Raw genomic sequence first — 23,908 nt, 5'->3', positions numbered from 1 at the left:
TTTTTTCATTCATACTTGTCCGTTTCCCAAATAAAGTTATAGTAATCGTTCATTGAAAGGAATCGCTGGGTATGGCGGCCAAACGGAAAAACCTGTACATCCTACTGTACAATCTGATCGCTTTAGTCCTGCTCTACTTCAATATCATTGTGTTCTTTTCCTGCATCTACTTCGTCCTGGAGATCAGCGGACTTGGGTACTTGAAAGATCACTTCAGCCCGCCGGCCGAAACCCGACATTGGTACAGCGGTTTGACCCGTACCATGTACTTTAGCGGCATGACGCTGGCCGCCGGCGGGTACGGCGATATCACTCCCTTTGGCTTGTCCCGATTGGTCGCGGTGATCGAATCGATTATCGGGCTGATCTTGCCCATCGCTCTGGTGGTCAATTATATCCTGTTCCCCAGCCGCAACCTCAGGCTGCTGGGGTCGCTGCTGAAGGACCGGTAAAAGCGCATCCCCGGGAGATGAACCTCCTGGGGATGTGATGCAGCCATTTCGGCGTTCATTCGGATGTAAGTCCTTCCCATTCGCTATACTCTATCTCCTCTATCGATACCTCCAGTGAACCTGCGGGCGTATCAATCTGGATCCGCTCATTTTTGGAAGCGAGCAGCAGCTGCATGCCGAACGGGGAGAGGAAGGAAATGTGCCCGGCGTCGGGGTCGGTCTGGTCGGGAAAGCAAATGGTCAGCGTTTCGGTTTCGTTGTCATTTGTATATTTGATGGTCACCCTGCTGCCGATCAAAACCGTAGATTGAAGCGTTGTTTCGTCGGACGCCGAGACCATCCGCTCAACCTCAGACACGTACCGGACCAACAATCGGTCAATTTTTTGCCGTTCCCTCAGGCCCTCGCTGGAGTATGGAAAATGCTGGTCCAAAAATGCGGACTTCTGCTCGTCGAAGTACCTGAGCTGCTTGACCAGACTGTCTTTGTACGCCTGCTGGTGACTAAGGCTCATAATATTCCTCTCCTTTGCAGCACATCTTGCCCGTCTTGACGTAATAAGGTTTGGCCCATAACTGCATAATGTTCCCCCCTGATAAAATAATAAGCCCCTTGGGATATCAAGGGACCCTATACTGATATCATAACATAACCTGATGGAAAGTCCATCCAAGAAAGCGATTTCAGGCTTGCCAATAGGTCCGTGACCAAACTGCCCGAAAATGGGTGCAAGTCTATTTCACCCGCCCTCCCGGGAACATACCCTAGTAGCGTATAACATGAGGAGGGATACATGTGAACTATGTAGTGAGACCCGGTGATACATTATATTCCATTTCCCGCCGGTTTGGTGTGCCGACGGATGTGATCATCCGCCAGAACCGCTTGCAGCCGCCGTACATCCTGTACGCAGGTCAAACGCTGTACATTCCGACGACACGTCCACCCGGTCCAGGCGGGATCACGCTTGAAGATCTGGATAGACGCGTCGACAACCTGGAGCAGCGGACCGATGATCTGGACAGGAGGGTAGACCGGCTGGAACGGCGGGTAAACCGACTGATGCAGCGATAGCCGGCATTTCAACCGGGAATGCCAGTCTCCGAAGTTTCTCCCTAAGCGACCCGATTTTGCCTTGTCGGCCTGCAGCGATGGCTTCGCCACACTTTTTGGCGGAGCCTTTCTATTCTTTTGCTTGCCCAAGAGCAGTCGGGGAGGATACGATAGAGTCAAACAGATGAAAGGGAGTCGGAGAAATCAAATGAAATGGAATGTTGCGCTGCTGCAGATGGACGTGGCTTTCGGCCAGCCTGAACAAAATCGGGAAAAGGTACGTTCACTGGTGGATTCCCTGGCTGTTTCCGGCAGCCAGACGGATGTTCTCTTACTGCCGGAACTGTGGGATACGGCTTATGATTTGCCGCGCTTGGACGAGATTGCCGATGAGCAAGGGGAGCGGGCGATTGAACTGCTCAGCTGGGCCGCAAGACGGTTGAACAGCTACGTCATCGGCGGGTCGGTAGCCAAGAGGGCCGGGGATCAGGTGACAAACACCAGCTTTGTGTTTGACCGCAAAGGCAATCTGATTGGCGAGTACGCCAAGGTCCACCTGTTCCGACTGATGGAAGAGGAAAAACACCTCACCGCGGGAAACCGCTTGGGACTGTATGAGATGGATGGTCAGACGACAGGTTCGGTCATCTGCTACGATATCCGCTTCCCGGAGTGGATTCGCACGTATGCGCTGCAAGGGATGAAAGTTTTGTTTGTCCCCGCACAGTGGCCCAATCCCCGCCTGCAGCATTGGCGCCAGCTGCTGATCGCCAGAGCGATCGAAAATCAGATGTACGTCGTCGCCTGCAATCGCGTAGGGTTCGGCGGAGGTTCGGAGTTCTTCGGACATTCACTGGTGATCGACCCGTGGGGGGAAGTCATTGCTGAAGGGTCTGAGCAGGAAGAAGTGGTCCAAGCGCAAATCGACTTGGCGTTGGTCGATGAGGTTCGGAGCCGCATTCCGGTGTTTACGGATCGGCGAACGTCCCTCTATGATCTGAAGTAGCCAAGCAAAAATGGGCGGATCCGGCTCTTCCTCCTTTTATCCACCAGGAGGTTTCCTGCATAGGGTGATACCAGGGGATTGACGTTGAGGAGGTGGGAGCATGATCCGTCTAAATGGAAATGATCTGCGCTATCATTTTGGGGGAGTTCGCGGAAAAATGGGGCAAATACGGCAACTGGTTGAGGTTCTGGACACGATGTTTGATTCCTTCCATCAGGTGAATGAAATCGGCAAATCCATGTTGGGTCAGCCGCGATCCCGCAGAGTGGCAGAAGAACTGGATTTTGACCAGCGGCGGAAACGCCGGCTGAAAACCTGATGTTCCAACTGACGGGGAACCGGCTTGCAGAGCGGTTCCTTTTACGTTGTCCGCTTGTTTTCGCCAGTTTGTTCATTTGCCGTCAGCGCCATTTGAGCGGAGCGGATCAGCTCTTTCACCATACTGCCGCCAAGCTCTCCGCCGATTTTCCCGGCGTCGTGCGCGGTAAGCTGTCCATTGTAACCGTGGGAGAGGGGAATGTTGAGGGAATCGGCAACTTTATACTTCGCCTGATCCGGCTTGTCTACGTTCTGCAACCGGGCTTTCAACAGGTCAAGGGCTTCCCGGGAAGCCGGAACCATGGGTCTTCTGTTTCGACTCATCGATCTTCACCTCCGTCTTTCCTTTAGGATACCCAGAGGAGAAGAAGTTGTTTCAGCAGTCCTTTCCTGTTGGCAGCGTGTTATACTGGAATTACACATACAACCGGGTTTCTGCAGAGGAGGTGGCCGGATATTGATCATGGGTGTTTCTTTCGGGCGCGGCGTGTTTTTTCACAATCGCCGGGTACTCGCCTGTGCCGAAGTGAAGCGAGGGGTCATCCACGTTTGGGCAGAGCCGATCACCCCAAAAACACTTGGGAAAATCTGGTGGAGGGTACTGCTTTCGCTTCCCTGGCCGTATCAACTGTTTCACCTTGCCGTTTTGCTGTATCTGTTTTTTCCTGTATACGGGGAATTGAATCCATTGTGGCTGGTGCTCTACGCTGCAGGCTTTCACTTTATCTTTCCCCGCCGTTTGAAACAATTCCACGGGGCGGAGCATAAAGTGTTCAGCTACAACGGGACAAAACGGCTGGAAGCGATCCAGGAAATCAAGCAGGCATCGATCGTGAACAGCGGATGTTCGACGAATTACGTCACCTATTTTTTTGTGTCCTTTCTGCTTGCCCTGCTGTTTTTGCCCTTGGGATGGAGTGTCTTGTGCGGCGCGCTTGGCGTTGTCGCGGGCTCCCTCGGCCAGACGTATCGGCCGGGGTGGATGAAGCCGTTTTTTCGCCTTTCCGGCTTCTTGCAGCGGCATGTAACGACGATGGAGCCGGACCAGATCCACTTGGAAACGGCGATTCGCTCTTATCAGATGTTTGAACACTATCGCGGAAAAAGCGCGTGAGGAAAAAGGGGAACAGGCCAACAGCAGCCGCTCCCCCTCTTTATTTTCTGCACGCCGGTTGGGCTGATTTGCCTGCCTGGCGTCTATTTGCGTGCAGCCTCCGCTTCCAACTGCTTGTAGATCTTTCCTTTCTCGACATAGGACTGCCGAACGCGGATCAGTTCCTGGAAATCCGCTTCGGTCAGCTCCCGCTTGACCTTTGCGGGCGAGCCGACGACCAGGGTGCGAGGCGGAATCTTCATTCGCGGGGGCACCAGGGCACCTGCCCCTACCATCGCCTCTTCCCCAATCTCCGCACCGTCAAGAACGATCGCGCCCATGCCGATCAGTGCGCCTTTGCGGACGTGGCAGCTGTGCAGTACGGCATTGTGTCCAATCGTCACCTCGTCTTCGATCACCAGCGGGGTACCCGGGCTTTGGTGCAGGGTGCTGTTGTCCTGGATGCTGACCCGGCAGCCGATGATCGTCGGAGAGATGTCGCCGCGGATGACGGTATTGTACCAGACAGACGTATCGGCGCCGATGGTAACGTCCCCGGAGATCAGGACACCGCGGGCAAGGAAGACGGAGTCATCGATTTTTGGCATTTTTCCGTTGAAGGGCAGTATCAGCATGAGTGAAGCCTCCTTGTTCGATTAAGATAGCGTTAAGATAGCGGACAGTTGTTTGGCTGGTTCGGATGAAATAACTGCAGGCGGCCATTCGTGCGATTGAGATCGATGACGAGTCCGGTGATGCGGGGCAAGTCCTCCTCGCGGTAAAATACCCGAATTCCTGAAAGCAGTGCAGTCTGTTCGCCTGCCGAACGCTCGGTAATGGCGATACTGTAGGAGATACTGCTGCAGCCTGTCGTCGTCATCACGATCCGGATGCCTAAACGCTCGGCATCAGGTTCGTCTGCGATCATCAGCGCCAGGCAGGCGGCAGCGAGTGGAGTGATCGTCATCATGTTGCCGTCATAGCCCCCTCGATGCTTCCGGCGTATTTGAGCGATGGCGGCAGCCGATGATATCGTTCACAGGTGATGGCGTAGATGAAGTGGTCCTCCCAGACACCGTTGATCTTTACGTAGTTTTCGCTGTAGCCTTCCCGGATGTAGCCGGCATTTTCGACGACGCGCTGAGATGCCAGATTGCGCGGCATGATCGAGGCCTGAATGCGATGCAGGTCCAAAGCGTTTAATCCGAAGGCGGTGACCATCCGAATCGCTTCGGTCATGTATCCCCTGTTTTGGACGGTATGGTCGATGTCGTAGCCGAGAAAGGCGTTTTGAAAGGCAGCTCGTATAATCTTGGATAAATTGGCTTTTCCGATCAACTGCCCCGTCTCCCGGGAAAAAACGCCGAACATGTACTGCTGGTCTGCCTCTACCAGCCTTCTTTGGTCTGTCACGCGCGCTGCCGTCTCAAGGGTGAAGTAGTCAGCTTCGCGCAGCGGCATGAAGGGTTGGTGTGCCGTTTTATTTCGAATGAGGTAGTCTAGAAACGCAGGTGCATCCCCGGCAGAAAGCAGCCGAAGGGATACCTTGCTGCCGTTTATTCTCAAGCGAAAGAGATCCATCACGTGCCCCCTGTATCTGTGATGAAAAATTCGGATATTCTATTATAAATGGTTGAGCAAACAGAGACAAGGAAAAATTATCATCTGCTGCCAATAAAAATCAGTTGACCAATCGTTTCAAGATGTGTTACATTTACTTTTGCTACTGTTACGATACAGCAAGAAATGCGGGTAGTCGCTGTCGCGGTCATCACGATCGGCGGCAGAGGAAAGTCCAGGCTCGCCCAGGCTGAGATGCCTGGAGTGTTCGTACCTAGTGCAAACTAGGGCAGCGAGACAGCGATCTCGCTGACGGCGCGAAAAGGGTTCTCACGTAGACCCGAGTACGCTGAAAGTGCCACAGAAACGCAGCTTCCCTGGCGACAGGGAGGATGGAACGAGGTAAACCCTGCGAGCGAGAAACCCAAATTTTGGTAGGGGAACTGTCCCGAAGGAAATGAACGGACGGACAGATGGCAGTTCGAGCTGCCATAGATAGATGACTACCGCTTCTTGTGCGAGGGGAGACCCGTTTGCAGCACAGAAGAGACAGAACCTGGCTTACAGCATTTCTTGACGGTATCCTATTTGAACTTGCAAAGAGAGGCATTTCTGCCAATTTGGCGGACATGCCTCTTTTTCTGTTGATGCTAAGATGTTTCTGTCGAAGCGTGTCGCAACCTTTTGCTTGTTCACCATACGCTTTTCACCTATGCTGAAAGTAAAAAGGGGAAAACGAGCCGGATGCACGATCATTTTGGCAGTGACAAAACAGTTGTGGCCCAGACGATTCATGAACGAGTCATGAGAAGTGGAAGGCGAAAGCTGGTTTTGGAGCCGTGGTGCAAGACCCTGTTTGAACAAACGTCAGAGATTCTTGTGGCGCTTTCTGCAGACGGTGATGTGATGTGCATGAATCTGGCGGGGGAGTCGGAACGGGACGTCTGTTCGGTAAAGCTGTGGAGATGTTTGCGAAGGTAGGGCTGGGCGGGATGGTAATCGGCCGCGAGACGCACCGCCGCCGCAAGGATGGCAAATGCTTGATGCCAGCATCACCTTGCCTCCGATTCGCAATGCAAAGGGAGAGGTCATCGGTGTTGCGGCGATCACGCGCGATATCACCGAACGAAAAAAACGGAAGATCTTATCCGAAATTCCGACAAATTATCCGTCATTGGCCAGCTGGCGGCAGGAGTCGCCCGCGAAATCCGCAATCCTTTGACAGCACTGAAAGGATTTACCCAACTGCTGCAATTGGACGGGCAGGACAACAGATTGTACACCGACATCATGCTGTCTGAACTGGAGCGGATCAATTCCATCGTCAGCGAACTGCTCCTCTTGGCTAAACCGCAAGTCACCCTGCAGCGGGAACACAACCTGCTGACCATCCTGGAAAAAGTGAACACCCTTCTGGAGATGCAGGCAATTATCCATAACGTACAGCTTGTCGCAGAATTTGATACCGGCATGCCCCTGTTGAAGTGTGTCGAGTACCAATTAAAGCAAGTGTTTATCAACCTGCTGAAGAACGCCATCGAGGCGATGCCGCACGGCGGGACGGTAACCGTCATAGCGGGATGGTTTGACGACAGGCATGTAAGTGTGCGGTTCATCGATCAAGGATCCGGCATTCCACTGGCCTCTCTTGACAGGCTGGGTGAACCGTTTTATACGACAAAGGAGAGAGGGACCGGACTTGGATTCATGGTGAGTTATAAAATTATTGAAGACCATGGCGGCAGGATACACGTTGAGAGCGAGGAACAGAAAGGGACGACCGTCGAAGTCATTTTACCGATTGATAAAGTCTGAGGTTTAATGGAAAAAGCGGCCGGCAATACCCCTTGACGTGGTAAAAACCGGCTTATTTTATGCCAGAACGACGAAAGAAATAGGAGTGTCCAAAAGGGAGACCCTCTAAATAATATGGGAAAGACAATACATATGGAAAATTTCATTGTAAATAATCATCCATATAACACAACTTTATTCATGGTCCGTTCCGATTTTTCCATTAGGAAAGCCCGGGTATGGTATGATGTGGGAAATACGTTCCTTGCAAGGTGGTAGATCAGAGATGAAGCTAGCTTTTCTGTCTGACATTCACGGCAATGCGGTCGCGCTGGAGGCAGTGCTCAGCGATGTGAAAGCGCAAAAAGTGGACCGCGTTTTCGTCCTGGGTGACATTGCCTACCGGGGACCGGAACCCAAGCGGGCACTGGACATGGTTCGCTCACTCGGGGCGCAGGTGATCAAGGGCAATGCCGACGAATGGACGGTGAGAGGTGTACGGAAGGGGGAAGTGCCTGACAGCATGCTGGAGATGATGAATTGCGAGCAAGAGTGGACGAGCTCCAGGCTGACGGAAGCAGACTTGTCCTGGCTGGATTCCTTGCCGACCGAACTGGCTGTCCCTGTTTCCGAGGCGCTATCGATTCACGCCTTCCACGCGACCCCGGACAGTCTGTTCGAAGTGGTCCTGCCCGACCAAAAAACGGATGAGCTGAGCGGCAAGCTGATGTCCGGCCGTGACGCGTCGATTTACATCTATTCTCATATCCATCTGCCATATGTCCGCTTCATCGGAGGGAAATGCCTGGTCAATACCGGCAGCGTCGGTCTTCCCTTTGACGGGCTGGCCCGTGCTTCTTACGCTGTAGTGGAGGTACAAGGAGATCGGTACCGGATCTCGATCGAACGGGTGGCTTATGATGTAGAACAGGTTGCGGCGCAATATAGGCGGTTGGAATACCCCAACGCGGAAACGATGATGCGCGTTATTCGCACCGCGACCAGTCCGTTTGGAAAATAAAGAAAAACCCTCGCGGGAACGATGGAACTATACTTCGCCATCCAAAAGACTGTATGCAGCGGGAGGTGAAAGAACCTCGAAAGGGAATTTTTCACCATGCATGCCGGCGAAGCGCTTGCTGGACTTTCCTGCACTTCCGACCGACAACGGGGTCATGTTTGTTTTGGCGTACAGGCGGCGGCCGGGGGCATCTGATAGCGCGGCTGAACAGGAAACAAGGATGAAAAAGGGAAACCGGAACTCCTGCTTGGCGGAGGGCCGGTTTTCTGTATAAAGGGCGCGTGTATCTGAGATGGAAGATCCTGCTTACCCTTGCAGCCTGTAGCCGCACGAGACATGAGCCGGCAGGCCGTGTATTCGAAGCATCACAAAAGTTGATTCTAAGTACCAACAAGCCAGCGTTCCATTCATCACGAAAACGCAGCAGAAGGGATGGCGTACATGAAATTTGGCTGCCACGTCAGCATCAGATCGGGCTATTTGGCCGCGGCAAAGACCGCCCTGGCGCTGGGGGCCCGTTCGTTTCAGTACTTCCCCAAAAATCCGCGCAGCTTGTCGGTCAAGCGGTTTGACCATCGGGATGCTGCGATGTGCCGGGCGTATTGCGAGGAACATCAGCTCCTCTCGATCGTCCATACCCCGTATCCGACGAATTTGTCGGTGGATGCGCCAGAGCTGTATACGGCAACGATTCATTCGCTCCTCAACGATCTGGAGATCGCGGATGCCTGCGGCTCCGCAGGGATCGTCGTCCACTTCGGCCAGTACAAGGGGGCCAGCACAGATCCGCTCTACGGCTACCAACGGATGATCAGCATGCTGAACGAGATCCTGGGCAGATGGGAGGGGCAGGCCCTGATCCTGCTGGAGAACAATGCGGGGCAGGGAGGGAGGATGGGGACGACCCTGGAAGAGTTGAGCGAAGTGCGGAGTCTCCTCGCCCATCCGGAGAAAATCGGCTTTTGCCTCGATACCTGCCATGCTTTCGCCAGCGGCATGTGGACGGGCAAAAATTGGCCGCAAGTGGCTGAGAAAGCAAGGGGCATGGGCTACCTGCCCCATTTGCGGGCGGTGCATCTCAACGATTCCCGCTACCCGTCCGCTTCGCGCCGTGACCGCCATGCCAACATCGGGCACGGCGAGATCGGGGTCGAGGCACTGGTTGAACTACTGCAAACCCCAGAGTTGAACGAGCTTCCCGTCATCCTGGAAACGCCGACTCCCGCGTCGGGATCTCATCGGGAAGAGATCGCCTTGGTAAACAGTTTTTTCGATCGCTGGTATCCTTGACGTGCTTCGTGCTAAAGTAAGGTGTGGAGGCGATAGCGAAGTGAAGCGAACAGTAAAAGTAACAATCCGGGATTTTTCCGCGATTGCCGAAAACCTGAATGACCCGGGCGAACTGGCCCTTTACGAATCGGCAAACGGGCGTACATACGAAGCCGAAATTGAGCCAGACGGCTATGCGGTTGTCGACGTGAGCGATGAAGATTACATCGAACTGGCTCCCGGCGAATACCAGATCATGATCGAAGATTGGACAGTGGCGGGAAAGCTGGGAGAGCTCACCCTCGAAACCAAATCTGACCCTGAGGACGACAAGAACCTGCTTTACCGCGGGGTGGACGCTGACGGCCGCGAGGTGCAAAGAGCTCAGTCGCTGCCCAAGCAGGTGGTATCGCAGCTGGCTAAAACCTGGTTTGGCAGCGGAAAGTAAAAACACAGCAGCAGGTGCCGCACCTGCTGCTGTGTTTCGTCCAATCGTCCAATCATGACGGCTTCTTGCGCTGTGCTCCCAGCTCGTCGAACAGTTTTTTGGTCAGGGCCTCCTTGTCTGCGGCGTGTTCCCATTCCGATTTAAAGCGGCGCAGCGATTCTATAAGAGATTGTTCCTCCTCGGCATCGGCAAATGACTCGAAGTTCTCCTTCGGGTCGAACCACATCAGCCGATTGTCCAACCCGCTGCGCAGATACGTTTCCTTCCAGTGATCCGGAAACGAATAAGGCTGCTCGCCGAGTACGATTCCCAGCACATCATCTGATTGGAGCGGAAGAAAATAATCGTACTGGTCTTTGTAACCGCCCTCGGACAGGCGGAGTATTTCGAGCGTATAATGCAGGTAATGCTGTCCTGTTTCCAGGTCTTTGACAATCTGGTACCGTTCAAAATCGTTTTCTTCCAGTTTGTTTACCGTGTCCAGTTTGGCCATAAAAGCATCTCTCAGAAAAAATCGGGCATGCTCGTTCATCCGTGTAACCCCTTTGTCATCCATCGTACAGGTTTAGCTTCATGGTAGCAAAAAGCGATCCCGCTGACAAATCCGAACGGCAAAAAATTCGGGAAGCCGGCAGTTCCAAACAAAAAGAGCCGCGGCAATGACCGGGCTCCTCTGCCATTTGTTTGACACCGATTAGTTGTCTGTGCTTCCCACGATTACGAGTAGTATAAACAGCACCAGCACGACGGCGAAATTTTCGAAAAACCCTCCACAGAACGATGTGCTCATTTCTTGTTCCTCCTCCTTTCGATTATGCTCTAGTGTATACACTTTTGACTAGTTTGTTGTGGGCAGGTATCTTGGTGCCCGGGAAAATGGGCTGTTCACCTGGATCGGCACGTATTCATCCGTAAGACCGCTCATTGACGAAGCAGCAAGCAAATGCTAATATATAATGAATAAAAAATTGCATGACAAGTACTCTTATCCAGAGAGGTGGAGGGACTGGCCCTGTGAAGCCTCGGCAACCGGTATCTGGTGCCAATTCCAGCAAAGCGCGCTCGCTTTGACAGATAAGAGAGGAGCATAGTCATTTCGTGCGTAATCCTCTTCTTATTTGCCGGGAAGAGGTATTTTTATGTCAGAAAGAGGTTAGTTTTGATGAGTAAACCGAGTTTTCAAGAGCAACTGTGTCGTAAAATTCTCATATTGGATGGCGCGATGGGAACGATGCTGCAGCAGGCAGATTTGACAGCGAAAGACTTTGGCGGCGAGGAGTATGAAGGCTGCAACGAAATTCTCAACCTCACCCGGCCGGATGTGATACGCTCCATACACGACAAGTACCTGGAAGCGGGAGCCGACATCATTGAGACCAATACATTCGGGGCGACCACGGTGGTTCTTGCCGAGTACGACCTGCAGGAGAAGGACGAAGAAATCAACGTGGCCGCAGCCCGGATCGCGCGCGCTGCGGCGGATGCGGCATCCACTCCTGAGTGGCCGCGGTATGTTGCCGGATCGATGGGTCCGACGACCAAGACGCTGTCACTGACGGGCGGAGTTACGTTTGAAGGATTGGTAGAGAGCTACTACCGCCAGGCCAAGGCATTAATGATTGGCGGTGTGGACGTGCTGCTCTTGGAGACGTCGCAAGATACGCTGAATGTGAAGGCAGGTGGGATTGGTATCCGCCAGGCCTTTTCCGAATTGGGACGGGAAGTACCCGTGATGATCTCAGGCACGATCGAACCGATGGGCACCACCCTGGCTGGTCAAAATATCGAAGCGTTCTACGTTTCCATCGAGCATCTGAAGCCGGTGTCGGTCGGCTTGAACTGCGCGACCGGCCCTGAGTTCATGCGCGACCATCTGCGGACATTGGCCGACCTGTCCGGGTGCGGTGTAAGCTGCTATCCCAATGCCGGCTTGCCGGATGAAAATGGGCACTACCATGAATCGCCGCAATCCCTGGCGGCGAAGATGGCCGCCTTTGCCGAAAGGGGATGGCTCAATATCGCCGGAGGCTGCTGCGGGACGACGCCGGAACACATCAAGGCGCTCGCGGAGGCACTCAGCGGCTATGCTCCCCGTCCCTTTTCATCCAAGCCGCTTAGCGCCGTGTCGGGAATCGATGTCGTCTACGTGGAGGAGGACAACCGGCCGCTATTGGTCGGCGAGCGGACAAATGTCATCGGTTCGAAAAAGTTCCGCGATCTGATCGCCGCCGGACAGTATGAAGAAGCATCCGATATCGCCCGGGCCCAGGTCAAGCGGGGAGCCCATGTCATCGATGTCTGCCTGGCTGACCCCGACAGGGACGAACTGAAGGACATGGAAAACTTTCTCAGCTATGTGGTGAAAAAGGTAAAAGCCCCGCTGATGATCGACTCGACCGATGCCGAAGTGCTGGAGTTGGGGTTGAAATTCTCGCAGGGAAAGGCGATCATCAACTCGATCAACCTGGAGGACGGATTGAAGCGCTTTGAAGAAGTGGTGCCGCTCATCCATCGCTACGGCGCGGCGGTCGTCGTGGGGACGATCGAAGAGTCCGGGATGGCGGTCACCCGTGAACGCAAGCTGGAGGTGGCGAAGCGCTCCTACGACCTCTTGGTCAACCAGTACGGGGTGAAGCCGCAGGACATCATCTTCGACCCGCTGGTCTTCCCGGTCGGGACAGGGGATGAACAGTACATCGGGTCCGCGTTGGAAACCGTGGAAGGAATTCGCTTGATCAAGCAGGAGATGCCGGAGTGCAAGACGATTCTCGGCATCAGCAACGTCTCTTTTGGCCTGCCGCCGGCGGGAAGGGAAGTGCTGAATGCGGTCTTCCTGTACCACACGACCCTGGCCGGATTGGATTATGCGATCGTCAATACGGAGAAGCTCGAACGATACGCTTCGATTCCGCAGGAGGAGCGGGAGCTGGCGGAAGCGCTGCTGTTCAGAACCAATGACGAGACGCTGGCAGCCTTTACGGATTTTTACCGGCAGAAGAAAGTCGTCGTAAAAAAAGAGGCCTCGACGCTGTCCCTGGAAGAGCGGTTGGCCAATTATGTCGTAGAAGGATCGAAAGAGGGCCTGATCCCCGACCTGGAGGAAGCGCTGAAGAAATACGCTCCGCTCGATATCATTAACGGGCCGCTGATGGCTGGAATGGAAGAGGTCGGACGGCTGTTTAACGCCAATCAGCTGATTGTCGCGGAAGTTCTCCAGAGTGCCGAAGTCATGAAGGCGGCCGTGGCGTTTCTCGAACCGTTGATGGAAAAGACGGAATCGGCCACCAAAGGGAAGGTTCTGCTCGCCACCGTGAAGGGGGACGTCCACGACATCGGCAAAAATCTGGTCGAGATCATCCTGTCCAACAACGGATACAACGTGGTGAACTTAGGAATCAAAGTGCCGCCGGAACAGCTGATTGCCGCTTGCCGCAGCGAAAAACCGGATATCGTCGGACTGTCCGGCTTGCTTGTCAAGTCAGCGCAGCAGATGGTGGTGACGGCCCAGGACATGCGTTCAGCGGGGATCAATGTGCCGCTGCTGGTAGGCGGAGCCGCCCTGACCCGTAAATTTACCCAGAACCGGATCGCGGCCGAATACGACGGTCTGGTGCTGTATGCCAAGGATGCCATGGACGGTCTCGACCTGGCGAACAAACTGCTGGATCCCGCGGCTGTAGAGGCGATTCGTGAAGAACAGGCAAAGGCCAAGGAAGCTGCTGCGGCTGCTGCCCAAGCGGGTGAGCAGGCGACCACGGGATCAGGCAAAACGGGTGTGAAGCGGTCCGCGATCAGCCGAACCGCCCCGATATTCGTGCCGCAGGATTTGGAAAGGCACGTTCTGCGCGACTATCCGATCGGCCATCTGCAGCCGTATATCAACCTGCGGATGCTGCTCGGAAAGCACCTGGGGGTTCGCGGCAACGTCGACAAGCTGCTGGCTGAAGGGGACGAGAAAACCGTCCAATTGTACGGCGTCGTGGAGGAACTGCTGCGCGAAGCGCGTGAGGAAGGCTTGATCCGGGCCCATGGCATGTATCAGTTTTTCCCGGCGCAAGCCGACGGCGACGACATTCTGATCTACGATCCTGCCGATCAGACCCGGCTGGTGGAACGCTTCACCTTCCCGCGGCAGCCGGACGAGCCGCATCTCTGCCTGTCCGATTTTCTCCGGCCCGTCGAAAGCGGCGAGATGGATTACGTTGGGTTCCTGGCTGTCACCTGCGGCCACAACATTCGCGAGCAGTCGACCAAGTGGAAGGAGAGCGGCGATTACCTGCGTTCACACGCGCTGCAGGCCGTCGCCCTGGAGACGGCGGAAGCCTTTGCAGAGCGGATTCACCACGTGATGCGGGACGTCTGGGGCTTCCCTGACCCTGCGGAGATGACGATGGCCGAGCGCTTTGGTGCGCGGTATCAAGGGATACGCGTTTCGTTCGGCTACCCGGCCTGCCCGAATTTGGAAGATCAGGAGAAGCTGTTCCGCTTGCTGCGTCCGGAAGATATCGGCATTCATTTGACAGAGGGCTTCATGATGGAACCGGAAGCTTCCGTATCGGCGATGGTGTTCGCTCACCCTGAAGCTCGTTACTTTAACGCCGGACCGTCCGTCTTTGAGGTTTGAGCATAGGGAAGCGCGGAAACGAAGAAGTGAGAGAAGGGACGTATTATGGGGAGTAAACGAGATTTAAAAGGGTATCTGACCGAACATCTGCTGATCGGGGACGGCGCGATGGCCACCCAGCTTTACCAGCTGGGTGTTCCGATCCGCACCAGCTATGAAGAGCTTTGTTTGTCCAATCCCAAGTTGGTGAAAGATGTCCACAGCGCCTACTATGCGGCAGGTGCGCGGCTGCTGGAGACCAATACCTTCGGGGCCAATCGCGACAGCCTCTCCCGTTACGGCTTGGAAAACCGGGTAGCCCGGATCAACCGGGCGGCAGTGCAGATCGCCAGGGAGGCGGCAGGGGATGACGCCTTTGTCGTCGGCAGCATCGGCTCGATCATCGCCGGGCGGGTGCGGATGCCGCAGTTGGAAGGCTTTCGCGACTTGTTTGAAGAACAGGCGATCGCTCTGCTCCATGAAGGGGTGGACGGGATTTTGCTGGAGACGTTCCTCGACCTGGAGGAACTGCTGCTGGCCCTCGAAGTAATCCGTCCGCTGACGAACGTGCCGATTCTGGCGCAGCTGGCGACGATGGAAGTAGGGCGCACGCGGGATGGCTATACGCTCGGCGAGGCCTTCCGCCAGCTTCAGCAGGCAGGAGCAGATACGGTCGGGCTGAACTGCCGGTTAGGGCCGGCCGAGATCATCCGCTCGTTTGAAAGCTGCGTCGTACCGGAAGGCGTATTGCTCTCCGCCTTTCCCAATGCGGGTAGGCTCGGGATGGCGGACGGCTCCTACGCGTTCAAGTCGACACCGGAGTACTTCGCGGAAAGCGCGGCTCGCCTGCGTGAGCTCGGCGTCCGCTTGATCGGGGGATGCTGCGGCACGACTCCGGCACACGTCCGGGCGATCGCCGAGGCACTCGCCGATCTGCCGCCGCTGCCGCGAGTCAATCCGCCGACAGGGCAGAACGAACGGCAAGCGGCAGCTCTCTACAGCGTCAAGCAAAGACAGCAGCCGACGATCGTGGAACAGGTAAAAGAGCGGCATACGATCATCGTGGAATTTGACCCGCCCAAGGATCTGGACGCAGATCAATTTCTGCACGGCTGCTGTGAGCTGCACAATGCGGGAGCCGATGCGATCACCTTGGCGGACAACTCGCTGGCGAATGTGCGGATGAGCAATATGGCCCTGGGCGCACTGATGAAACACCGGTTTGGTATCGACCCGCTCCTGCACATCGCCTGCCGTGACCGCAATCTGATCGGCCAGCAGTCCCATCTGATGGGCCTGCATGCACTGGGCATCGATCAAGTGCTGGTCATCACGGGAGACCCGTCCAAGTTTGGCGACCTGCCGGGGGCCAGTTCCGTATTTGACGTGACTTCATTTGATTTGATCCGCATGATCAAGCAGTTGAATGAAGGCTTCTCTTTCTCCGGCAGGCCGCTGAAGCAAAAGGCGCAGTTCGTCGTCGGAGCCGCCTTTAATCCGCACGTCCGGAAGATCGAAGCAGCGGTGCAGCGTCTGGAGAAAAAGGTGGAGGCAGGGGCCGATTTCATCATGACCCAGCCTGTCTACGATGCGGAAACGATCGAGCTGATCTACCACGCGACGAAGCATATCGGCATCCCGATCTTTATCGGCATTATGCCGCTTACAGGCTGGCGCAACGCGCAGTTCCTGCACAACGAAGTCCCGGGGATCAAGCTGTCCCAGGCAGCGCTTGAGCGGATGAAGGAGCTGCAGGGCGAGGACGGACGCCGCGAGGGCACCGCGATGGCAAAGGAACTGCTTGATACGGCGATGAAATACTTCCGCGGCATCTACCTGATCACGCCGTTTTCCTACTATCAGATGACGGTCGAGCTGACAAAATACGTCTTGGATCATTCAAACGCGCAGGGTGATGCCGCCAGGCAAGTGGCAGGCACGTAAGCCTGCCTTGTTTTGACCTCCTTTTGGAAGGGAGCCGTTTTCAGATGTACGTATTGACTGCTGAGGAAATGCGCAAGCTGGATGAACACGCTATCAAAGCGATTGGCATCCCCGCTATCGTGCTGATGGAAAACGCCGGGGCCGCGGTAGCCCGTGAGGTGGAGCGGTTTTCCCGCGAGTCAGGGCTGTCTCGTCCAGGCCGTCCGCCCCGCTGGGCGGTCCTCGCCGGCAAGGGAAACAACGGCGGAGACGGCCTGGTTGCGGCCAGGCACCTGATCGAGAGCGGCATGGAAGTGACGGTGATCTACGCCGTGCCGCCTGATCAGTTGAGCGGTGATGCCGGCTTTCAGCGCGACGTGGCATCCCGTCTAGGGGTGCCAACCCTGACGTACGGCACTGCACCGATTGATTGGCACGATTACGACGGAATCGTTGACGCCCTGATCGGAACAGGGTCGAAAGGGGCGCCGCGCGGCTCGTATGCCGAACTGATCCGGGCAGCGAATGAGAGCGGGCTGCCGATCGTCTCCGTCGACATTCCCAGCGGGCTTGACCCGGATACAGGACGGGTGTACGATCCTTGTATCCGGGCAGCCCGCACGGTGGCGCTCGCTTTTCTCAAACGGGGGTTGGTCCAGCAGCCCGGAACAGGGGCCGCCGGACAGATCGCGGTGGGACAGATCGGGATTTGGCCTGATCTTGCCCGACAGTTTGGCATCCATACATACTTGCTGGGAGAGCGGCTGTTTCGGGAGGAATTAGGACTGGATCCGGCGCTGCCGAGGAAGCCGGACAGCCACAAGGGCACCTATGGCCATCTGCTGGTCTGCGCCGGCAGCCGGCAGATGAGCGGAGCCGGCCTGCTCTGCAGCAAAGCGGCGCTGCGGGCAGGGTGCGGGCTGGTCACCTGGGCGGTGCCGGATGATTTGCTTCCCGCTCTTATCGGGCAAGTCCCCGAGGTAATGCTGTCCGGCATACCGGGAACAGGACACGACCGGCATAACGTTCAAACCCTGCTGCAGTTGTTGTCCGGCAGGGATGCGGCAGTGATCGGTCCCGGACTGGGCCGCTTCTGTGGAGATACCGAGTGGCTGCGCCTGATCTGGGAGAAGAGCGATTGCCCGCTTGTGCTGGATGCAGACGCGTTAAACATGCTCGCCGACGCCGACTTCGCGGCTTGGCCAAGGAGAGGGGGCGGGGTGATTCTCACCCCTCATCCGGGGGAAATGTCCAGGCTGGCCGGGGTGACCACAGCGGAAGTGCAGCAAAACCGGATCGAGTTAGCCAGAAGCTACGCGCTTCGCCATCAGGTAGTTGTGGTGTTAAAGGGAGCCGGGACAGTGGTGGCTGCACCTGATGGAGCGGTCTATATCAATCCGACGGGCAATCCCGGCATGGCCACAGCGGGCAGTGGCGACGTGTTGGCTGGAATGATCGGAAGTTTGTCGGCACAGGGCTTCAAGGCGAGCCAGGCCGCTTGTCTGGGTGTCTGGCTGCACGGGACGGCTGGTGACAGAGCAGCGGCGAAACGGCATGCCCAGGGTTCGCTCTTGGCGGGGGATATCATCGAGGAGTTGTAGGCCTGATTGAAGCATCCGCCGACTGGGGCTCTGAAGCTGTATTGGCTCCAATCTGTGCCAGAAGCACCGATTGCTGCTCCATCACTTGCTGGATGTGGGAAAGGATGCGGGCGAACCACTGAACCTAACAGGACACGAGTGGATCTGGCCAAACTCTATACCTCCTTCGATTGTTGTGAGAACGATATCCTCCTCTGAAGAATTTGTTAGGAAAACAGGTGACCCTCTGAGCACAGAGAGTCACCTTTCGTTTTGTTTACCTCCTGCGTACGAAGATCAGGACATTTCGGCTAGATACGACGAGACGAAATCCGTTAGCAAGCAGACAGCGCTGTGCCGGACCCACGCGATTGCCGATCATTAAAAATCGTCTGCACGGAAAAGCGCTGCCGATTACGCGAACAGCTTGGATAATTCTCAGCCGCACGCCGGCCCTGACAACGCGTCTGAACTCGATCACGACGATATCCGTTCTTAGGCGAGCCAAATCAATCACCCCGCTTTCGATAAGGATTTCATATAAAAGATGCGAGGTGAAAAGAAAAGGAAACGGATAGAAATCCAGGTGACAAAAAATCGCTTCAGATAACCATCTGTTAGGGCCGCATGTGGGTCGCGACCGCCGACATGCAGCGTCACAACAAGAGAAGCTCTGAAAGGCTCGGTTCGAATGATAGCGGAGTTCTATCACGGCTCAGGGTGACTGCTTAGAATGAAGAGGGATGACGAAGGGGGGCTTGGGGGTATCGTTTCCACTACAGCATGAAGGCAAGCCTCTTGAAAGAAGGCTTGCCTTTTGAGCCGAACGTCCTATCTACAATTGATATACATCTTTCACCTTTTTCTCCAAGTATTGGACGAGATAGTCAGCGTTCATCGCTTCGCCGGTGATGTCGTGCACCAACTCCGAAGGGCTCTTCATTTTGCCCCACTGATGGATGTTCTCCTTCAACCAGGTGCGGATCGGTGCGAATTCGCCGCCCGCGATCAGCTCGTCGAAGCCGCTAATTTGCTGCCTCATGGCGTGGGCAAATTGTGCGGCGTAGACATTGCCCAGCGAGTAGGTGGGGAAGTAGCCGAAGCTGCCGCCTGACCAGTGAACGTCCTGCAAGACCCCGTCTGCGTCGTTTGGCGGCACCACGCCGAGGTATTCTTTCATTTTTTCGTTCCAGATGCGGGGCAGGTCACCGACCTCCATCGTCTCGTTGATCAATCCTTTCTCAATCTCGTAGCGGATCATGATGTGCAGGTTGTATGTAACTTCATCCGCCTCAATGCGAATGAGCGAGGGCTGAACGTAGTTGACGGCGCGGTAGAAGTCTTCCGCTTGAACCCCTGCCAGTTGATCCGGAAACTGTTTGGCCAGATCGCCGAAGAAGTGCTGCCAAAACGGCAGGCTGCGGCATACAATATTCTCCCAGAAACGGGATTGGGACTCGTGAATCCCCATAGAGGTGCCGTCACAGAGCAGGGTGCCGAACAAGTCGGGATTGATGTTCTGCTCGTAGATGGCGTGGCCCGCTTCGTGCGTGCAGCTGAAGAAGGCGACACGGAAGTCGTTTGGATCGTACTTGGTTGTGATCCGTACGTCACCCGGCGCAAAGCTGGTGCAAAACGGATGAGCGCTGATGTCGATTCTGCCGGCCGCGAAATCGTATCCGATCTTTTCCAGCACGTAGCGGCTGAAGGCTTCTTGGCGGGCGATATCGTACGGCCTGGTGAGAAATCCGGTGTCTGGCTTGTTCGGCGATTCGGCGATCGCCTGCACCAGTGGAACGGTTTTTTCACGCAGCTTGCCGAACATCTCATCCAGCTGTGCGGTTGTCATCCCTGGTTCGTACATATCCAGCAAGGTGTCGTACTTGACCCCGCTGTGCCCCCAGTAGTCGATGAATTCCAACTGCAGCTTGACGATTTTCTCCAGATACGGGCGAAAGCTGGCAAAATCGTTGTTTTTGCGGGCATCCTCCCACATTGTCTCGGCTTGTGTCGTGGTGATGACGAATTCCTGGTACTTCTCCGGCGGCAGTTTTTTGCTGCGCTCAAATTCCTTCTTGCCTTCAAGCACGGTCTTGCGAGTGACCGGATCAAGCGAGGCCAACCGGTCCGGTTCGCTAAGCGCGGTGAGGTACTCCTCGTACTCCCGGGAAGTGGCCAGTTTGAACTGCTCGCCGGAGAGAACGCCGATCACTTCCGAACGGGCGTGTGCTCCCTTGCGCGGTGCCTTCGTCCGCAAATCCCAACCCAGTACGGCCAAAGCTTGATTGTAACTGACCAGCTTTTTGACGTAGTTGCGAAAATCGCTTACGAGTTTGTCCTGACTCATGAGGTGGGGAGTCCTCCTTATTAAAAAATTTTGATCAAGGTTATTATAACACAGAAAATACCAGCTAAGGCGGGTCGCGGATTCCTGCTTTCGCATGCACGGGATTGTCTGTATGATTACTCCCGCCACTTACCATCACTAGGATCTAGTTGAAGTGGGGGTTTCTGGTGTATCAATCGTAAACTACCAAATGCGAAGCACCAGTGGAGCCCGCACGTTGACGGACTGACTACCGTCCAACCCCTCTATCCCATGAGCCGAAGCCGCTGGGACTACTTTTCGCAGGATATTGGCTGCACCGTTTACATCGGCATTGATCAAGCCTTTCCTACTCTTATATAGGCCGCGCTTGATCCGTTTTCCAGAGAACCGTTGCGTAATTCCTTGTTCATAGGAGGGTAGGGGATCGCGGTCCAGAAAACTAGCTTTTGAGGTATAGGCTTCTTCTGTGAATTGCACGTCAATCCCCTGCTGGGCTGCTTTATATTGGATCATACAGGTCAACATATGATGGGGGAGATGACAAAAGGACTGGTTGTTTCTTTTGCCGATGTTGGCTTCCTGTTTCCAGCCCGGATTATGCCCGATGATGATCGTCCCGATGTTTTGCCGGGCAGCAAGTTGGACAATCTGGTAGCTCGCCTTGTGAAACAGGTCTTTGATTTTGAAATACCGAATGTGATGCAATCGCTCCAATCGCTTGGAGGTATGCTGCCCTTCTTTCGTTTGCTTTCCTTGACGGAGGATGCCCAGATAATGAGCTTTCCTTTTGTTGTAATACTGATTGATCGACTTGATATGCTTGCCCTTCACCAACACCGGACGCGACCCCGTTGTGGTAACGATGGTTGCAAGATTATCAATGCCTAAGTCAATCGCCATGTACTTGTCTTTTTCCGTCATCTTGGTTTCAAACGGGCAGGCAAAGATCAATTCGACGACATATTGCCCATACTTTGGAATAACTCGTACCTGTCTCAACTTCCCGCCGGTGTACCCAAGCTTACCGATGTTAAGTCGCTGACTTGTTTTCGGGAATTTAAGAAACTTCCCTTCTCTTATGGCACAATCTTGATTCGTAAACAGGATTTCCTTTTCCTTTGCGCGACTGTATGTCGGAATACGGGGTTTTCCGGAATACTTTTCGGGATGTTGCCGAAAGTCTTTGATGCTCGCAAAGAAGGATTTCCAATTTTGAAATACACGCTTGATGACCCATTGGCTGCTTTGTGTTGGAAGGGAACGATAATCCTTTTGTTCTGAGATTTTAAATAGGCTGTCTAAAAAATGGTAGTCTACATAAGGACTCTCTTCAGACGGCAGGACAAATTCGTTGCATCGAATCTCTTTACGCTGTTCCACGGGTTTTTGCTGTTCCTTTGTAACTCTCGACCAATAAGCCTGACGTTGCCGTTCGTTCATTGCTTCGATATATTGTTGCATCGTATTCAGTACTTCTTGCTGCAGAGGTTGCAGAGATTTTTGTTGCCGGAATGCGGTGTATACTTGACGGATATAAAAATTGGTGGTGTTATATAAATGCTTGGCATTTTGACACATCTGTTTACAATAAGGAAATAAGCGATGTCCTTTCTTGATGCAGATTTGAAACGTTTTGTAATATTGATCCGGCATGATTCCACCTCCCTTCTCGCAAACGTATGTTCCTATAATTCTAACAAATTTTGTATGAAAGTGGAAGGGCTTTTTACCATCTGCACGGATCGCTAAGCAAGCCGGGATTTCGAAAATATGCCCAAGATGTCACCGATTGCCCTCCCCCCTTTGTTTTTTGAGGCACTTGAAGAAGGAGGCCTCGGCATGATAGATTTAGTCACACTTGTAAGGAGAAATGGATATGGACCAAGCAATTGCACAAGAGATAGCCAGACGAAGGACATTTGCGATTATTTCCCACCCGGATGCCGGGAAGACGACGATGACCGAAAAATTGCTCTACTACGGCGGAGCCATCCGTGAGGCTGGGGTGGTCAAAGGCAGAAAAAACTCCAAGCATGCCACCTCAGACTGGATGGAAATTGAGAAAAAGCGGGGAATTTCCGTTACCTCCAGCGCCATGGAGTTTGAGTACAAGGGACACCACATCAACATTCTCGACACGCCTGGTCACCAGGATTTTAGTGAGGATACCTACCGCACCTTGACGGCTGCTGACGCGGCAGTCATGATCATCGACGCAGCCAAGGGGGTGGAGGCGCAGACGATCAAGCTGTTTAAAGTCTGCCGCATGCGGGGAATTCCCATTTTTACGTTTATCAATAAACTGGACCGGCACGGGAAGGATCCGTTTGAACTCTTGGAAGAGATCGAGCGGGTGCTGGGGATTCGTTCGTATCCGATGAACTGGCCGATTGGCATGGGCAGTTCGCTGTGCGGCATTTACGACCGGCAGAAGTCAAGGGTGGAATTGTATACAGAGGGAAGCGATCACGAGGAGATTTCCTTTGTTCAGGTGAGCGGTCCGGACGACTCGCTGATCAGCACTCGCGTGGGCAGTGCTTTGGGACAGCAGCTTGCCGATGAGCTGTCCCTGTTGGACGTGGCAGGTGACCCGTTCGATCCCGAGCTGATCGCCAAAGGCGAATTGACGCCCGTCTTTTTCGGCAGCGCGATCAACAACTTCGGGGTGCAGACCTTTTTGGAAAACTTCCTGCAAATGGCTCCGCCGCCGTCTGCGAAGAAAAGCACGATCGGTCCGATCGACCCGTATGAGGAGGCCTTCTCCGGATTTATCTTTAAAATCCAGGCCAACATGAATCCGGCGCATCGGGACAGGGTGGCGTTTTTGCGGATTTGCTCGGGGCGTTTTGAACGGGGCATGACCGTCCGGCACGTCCGCCTGGGGCGGGACATCAAACTGGCCCAGCCGCTGCAGTTTATGGCCCAGGATCGGGAAATCGTCGAGCAGTCATACGCAGGCGACGTGATCGGACTGTTTGATCCCGGCATCTTCCAGATCGGTGATACCCTATGCGTCGGCGGCGCTTTCGAGTATGAAGAGATGCCGCACTTCTCGCCGGAGTTCTTTTCCAAGATAACGGTGAAGGACGCGATGAAGCACAAGCAGTTTCAAAAGGGGATCATGCAGTTGACGGAGGAGGGGACGGTACAATTGTTCCGCACCTACCCGATGGAAGAGCTGATTATCGGCGTAGTCGGAGTGCTGCAGTTTGAAGTCCTGGAGTACCGTCTGAAGGCGGAATACGGCGTTGACATCATGCTGCAGCGTATGCCGTATCAGATCGCCCGCTGGATCGAGGGCGACAAAGCGACGCTTGACACCTTGCAAAAGCGCAGCCAGACGGTTCGGGATCGCTACGGGCGGCCGGTGATGCTGTTCGAAAGCGAATACCAGCTGCGCATGGCACAGGATAAATACCCGGATATCAGGTTCCATGAAAGCTCGCTGGGGTTAAAAAC

At 54.7% G+C, this 23,908-nt stretch carries 25 protein-coding genes, 1 other RNA gene and 1 riboswitch; of the genes, 16 read left to right on the top strand and 10 right to left on the bottom strand.

The features are described from left to right. Positions 1–71 precede the first annotated feature (71 nt). The gene (locus HGBM_RS03930) at positions 72–452 is read left to right on the top strand and encodes an ion channel (protein ID WP_019119790.1); all 381 of its coding nucleotides are present in this window, start codon (positions 72–74) and stop codon (positions 450–452) included. 55 nt (positions 453–507) lie between these two features. Here HGBM_RS03930 and HGBM_RS03925 read toward each other — a convergent pair whose 3' ends face one another. Continuing rightward, positions 508–966, bottom strand: a complete 459-nt coding sequence (locus HGBM_RS03925; protein ID WP_019119789.1) for a GreA/GreB family elongation factor — start codon at positions 964–966, stop codon at positions 508–510. Positions 967–1,247: 281 nt separating this feature from the next. Between HGBM_RS03925 and HGBM_RS03920 the strand changes: the two genes are divergently transcribed. From HGBM_RS03920 to HGBM_RS03910, 3 genes are all read left to right on the top strand, one after another. After that, positions 1,248–1,526, top strand: a complete 279-nt coding sequence (locus HGBM_RS03920) for a LysM peptidoglycan-binding domain-containing protein (protein ID WP_019119788.1) — start codon at positions 1,248–1,250, stop codon at positions 1,524–1,526. A gap of 187 nt (positions 1,527–1,713) precedes the next feature. Continuing rightward, entirely contained in the window at positions 1,714–2,511 is a 798-nt protein-coding gene (locus tag HGBM_RS03915; protein ID WP_019119787.1) for a carbon-nitrogen family hydrolase, read from the top strand. Between the two features lie 100 nt (positions 2,512–2,611). Next, positions 2,612–2,830: a hypothetical protein gene (locus HGBM_RS03910; RefSeq protein ID WP_019119786.1), complete on the top strand. Its 219-nt coding sequence runs from the start codon at positions 2,612–2,614 to the stop codon at positions 2,828–2,830. A 41-nt stretch (positions 2,831–2,871) separates the two neighbouring features. Here HGBM_RS03910 and HGBM_RS03905 read toward each other — a convergent pair whose 3' ends face one another. Then, positions 2,872–3,153 (bottom strand): alpha/beta-type small acid-soluble spore protein, encoded by a 282-nt coding sequence (locus tag HGBM_RS03905; protein WP_026074190.1) that lies wholly within the window; start codon positions 3,151–3,153, stop codon positions 2,872–2,874. A 133-nt stretch (positions 3,154–3,286) separates the two neighbouring features. On the opposite strand from HGBM_RS03905, the gene HGBM_RS03895 reads away from it, so the two are divergent. Further along, positions 3,287–3,943 (top strand): DUF1385 domain-containing protein, encoded by a 657-nt coding sequence (locus tag HGBM_RS03895; RefSeq protein WP_019119783.1) that lies wholly within the window; start codon positions 3,287–3,289, stop codon positions 3,941–3,943. Between the two features lie 83 nt (positions 3,944–4,026). Here the strand turns inward: HGBM_RS03895 and HGBM_RS03890 are convergent, their stop codons facing one another. The 3 genes from HGBM_RS03890 to HGBM_RS03880 are packed head-to-tail and all read right to left on the bottom strand — an operon-like array spanning position 4,027 to position 5,503. After that, positions 4,027–4,557 (bottom strand): gamma carbonic anhydrase, encoded by a 531-nt coding sequence (locus HGBM_RS03890; RefSeq protein WP_019119782.1) that lies wholly within the window; start codon positions 4,555–4,557, stop codon positions 4,027–4,029. A 32-nt stretch (positions 4,558–4,589) separates the two neighbouring features. Next, complete coding sequence (locus HGBM_RS03885) at positions 4,590–4,892, bottom strand: iron-sulfur cluster biosynthesis family protein (RefSeq protein WP_019119781.1); 303 nt, start codon at positions 4,890–4,892, stop codon at positions 4,590–4,592. Beyond that, positions 4,889–5,503: a GNAT family N-acetyltransferase gene (locus HGBM_RS03880; RefSeq protein WP_019119780.1), complete on the bottom strand. Its 615-nt coding sequence runs from the start codon at positions 5,501–5,503 to the stop codon at positions 4,889–4,891. Before HGBM_RS03880 ends, HGBM_RS03885 begins: the two co-directional genes overlap by 4 nt. Positions 5,504–5,666: 163 nt before the next feature. On the opposite strand from HGBM_RS03880, the gene rnpB reads away from it, so the two are divergent. The 7 genes from rnpB (at position 5,667) to HGBM_RS03845 (ending at position 10,014) form a co-directional block, all read left to right on the top strand. Continuing rightward, positions 5,667–6,051: RNase P RNA component class B (gene rnpB, locus HGBM_RS29330), an RNA gene on the top strand. Between the two features lie 175 nt (positions 6,052–6,226). Next, positions 6,227–6,463: a hypothetical protein gene (locus tag HGBM_RS03875; protein WP_019119779.1), complete on the top strand. Its 237-nt coding sequence runs from the start codon at positions 6,227–6,229 to the stop codon at positions 6,461–6,463. 55 nt (positions 6,464–6,518) lie between these two features. Beyond that, entirely contained in the window at positions 6,519–6,704 is a 186-nt protein-coding gene (locus HGBM_RS03870) for a PAS domain-containing protein (RefSeq protein ID WP_019119778.1), read from the top strand. Next, on the top strand, positions 6,701–7,297 hold the full coding sequence (locus HGBM_RS03865; RefSeq protein WP_019119777.1) for an ATP-binding protein: 597 nt from the start codon (positions 6,701–6,703) through the stop codon (positions 7,295–7,297). Before HGBM_RS03870 ends, HGBM_RS03865 begins: the two co-directional genes overlap by 4 nt. A 265-nt stretch (positions 7,298–7,562) precedes the next feature. Continuing rightward, positions 7,563–8,297, top strand: a complete 735-nt coding sequence (locus tag HGBM_RS03860; protein ID WP_019119776.1) for a metallophosphoesterase family protein — start codon at positions 7,563–7,565, stop codon at positions 8,295–8,297. Positions 8,298–8,738: 441 nt separating this feature from the next. Continuing rightward, positions 8,739–9,587 (top strand): deoxyribonuclease IV, encoded by an 849-nt coding sequence (locus HGBM_RS03850; RefSeq protein ID WP_019119774.1) that lies wholly within the window; start codon positions 8,739–8,741, stop codon positions 9,585–9,587. A gap of 40 nt (positions 9,588–9,627) precedes the next feature. Next, on the top strand, positions 9,628–10,014 hold the full coding sequence (locus HGBM_RS03845; protein WP_019119773.1) for a hypothetical protein: 387 nt from the start codon (positions 9,628–9,630) through the stop codon (positions 10,012–10,014). A gap of 52 nt (positions 10,015–10,066) precedes the next feature. Here the strand turns inward: HGBM_RS03845 and HGBM_RS03840 are convergent, their stop codons facing one another. Both HGBM_RS03840 and HGBM_RS29325 read right to left on the bottom strand, forming a co-directional pair. Continuing rightward, positions 10,067–10,546, bottom strand: a complete 480-nt coding sequence (locus HGBM_RS03840; RefSeq protein ID WP_019119772.1) for a hypothetical protein — start codon at positions 10,544–10,546, stop codon at positions 10,067–10,069. Positions 10,547–10,708: 162 nt separating this feature from the next. Continuing rightward, positions 10,709–10,804 carry a YjcZ family sporulation protein gene (locus HGBM_RS29325; RefSeq protein ID WP_019119770.1) on the bottom strand — a complete coding sequence of 32 codons (96 nt, stop codon included), beginning with the start codon at positions 10,802–10,804 and terminating at the stop codon, positions 10,709–10,711. A gap of 192 nt (positions 10,805–10,996) precedes the next feature. Beyond that, positions 10,997–11,095, top strand: a riboswitch (SAM riboswitch). An 81-nt stretch (positions 11,096–11,176) separates the two neighbouring features. Between HGBM_RS29325 and metH the strand changes: the two genes are divergently transcribed. From metH to HGBM_RS03815, 3 genes are read left to right on the top strand one after another with little or no spacing between them, the layout of a single operon-like run. Next, positions 11,177–14,638, top strand: coding sequence for a methionine synthase (gene metH, locus HGBM_RS03825; RefSeq protein WP_019119769.1), 3,462 nt, complete (start codon positions 11,177–11,179; stop codon positions 14,636–14,638). 45 nt (positions 14,639–14,683) lie between these two features. Further along, positions 14,684–16,561, top strand: coding sequence for a bifunctional homocysteine S-methyltransferase/methylenetetrahydrofolate reductase (locus HGBM_RS03820; protein WP_019119768.1), 1,878 nt, complete (start codon positions 14,684–14,686; stop codon positions 16,559–16,561). A gap of 44 nt (positions 16,562–16,605) precedes the next feature. Then, complete coding sequence (locus tag HGBM_RS03815) at positions 16,606–18,141, top strand: bifunctional ADP-dependent NAD(P)H-hydrate dehydratase/NAD(P)H-hydrate epimerase (RefSeq protein WP_019119767.1); 1,536 nt, start codon at positions 16,606–16,608, stop codon at positions 18,139–18,141. A gap of 256 nt (positions 18,142–18,397) precedes the next feature. On the opposite strand, the gene HGBM_RS30195 is transcribed toward HGBM_RS03815, so the two are convergent. The 3 genes from HGBM_RS30195 to HGBM_RS03805 all read right to left on the bottom strand — a co-directional run bounded on the left by HGBM_RS30195 (position 18,398) and on the right by HGBM_RS03805 (position 22,102). Next, complete coding sequence (locus tag HGBM_RS30195) at positions 18,398–18,628, bottom strand: hypothetical protein (protein WP_147512798.1); 231 nt, start codon at positions 18,626–18,628, stop codon at positions 18,398–18,400. 327 nt (positions 18,629–18,955) lie between these two features. After that, entirely contained in the window at positions 18,956–20,467 is a 1,512-nt protein-coding gene (locus HGBM_RS03810; protein ID WP_019119766.1) for a carboxypeptidase M32, read from the bottom strand. A 183-nt stretch (positions 20,468–20,650) separates the two neighbouring features. Then, the gene (locus HGBM_RS03805) at positions 20,651–22,102 is read right to left on the bottom strand and encodes an RNA-guided endonuclease InsQ/TnpB family protein (RefSeq protein ID WP_019119765.1); all 1,452 of its coding nucleotides are present in this window, start codon (positions 22,100–22,102) and stop codon (positions 20,651–20,653) included. 223 nt (positions 22,103–22,325) lie between these two features. Here HGBM_RS03805 and HGBM_RS03800 point away from each other — a divergent pair. Then, on the top strand, positions 22,326–23,908 hold a 1,583-nt coding region (locus HGBM_RS03800; RefSeq protein ID WP_019119764.1), incomplete at its 3' end, for a peptide chain release factor 3.

It is taken from the genome of Brevibacillus massiliensis (assembly GCF_000311785.1).
Lineage (GTDB): Bacteria > Bacillota > Bacilli > Brevibacillales > Brevibacillaceae > Brevibacillus_C > Brevibacillus_C massiliensis.
Note: the sequence above shows the minus strand (reverse complement) of the source record. Positions and strands in the feature narration are given on the sequence as shown.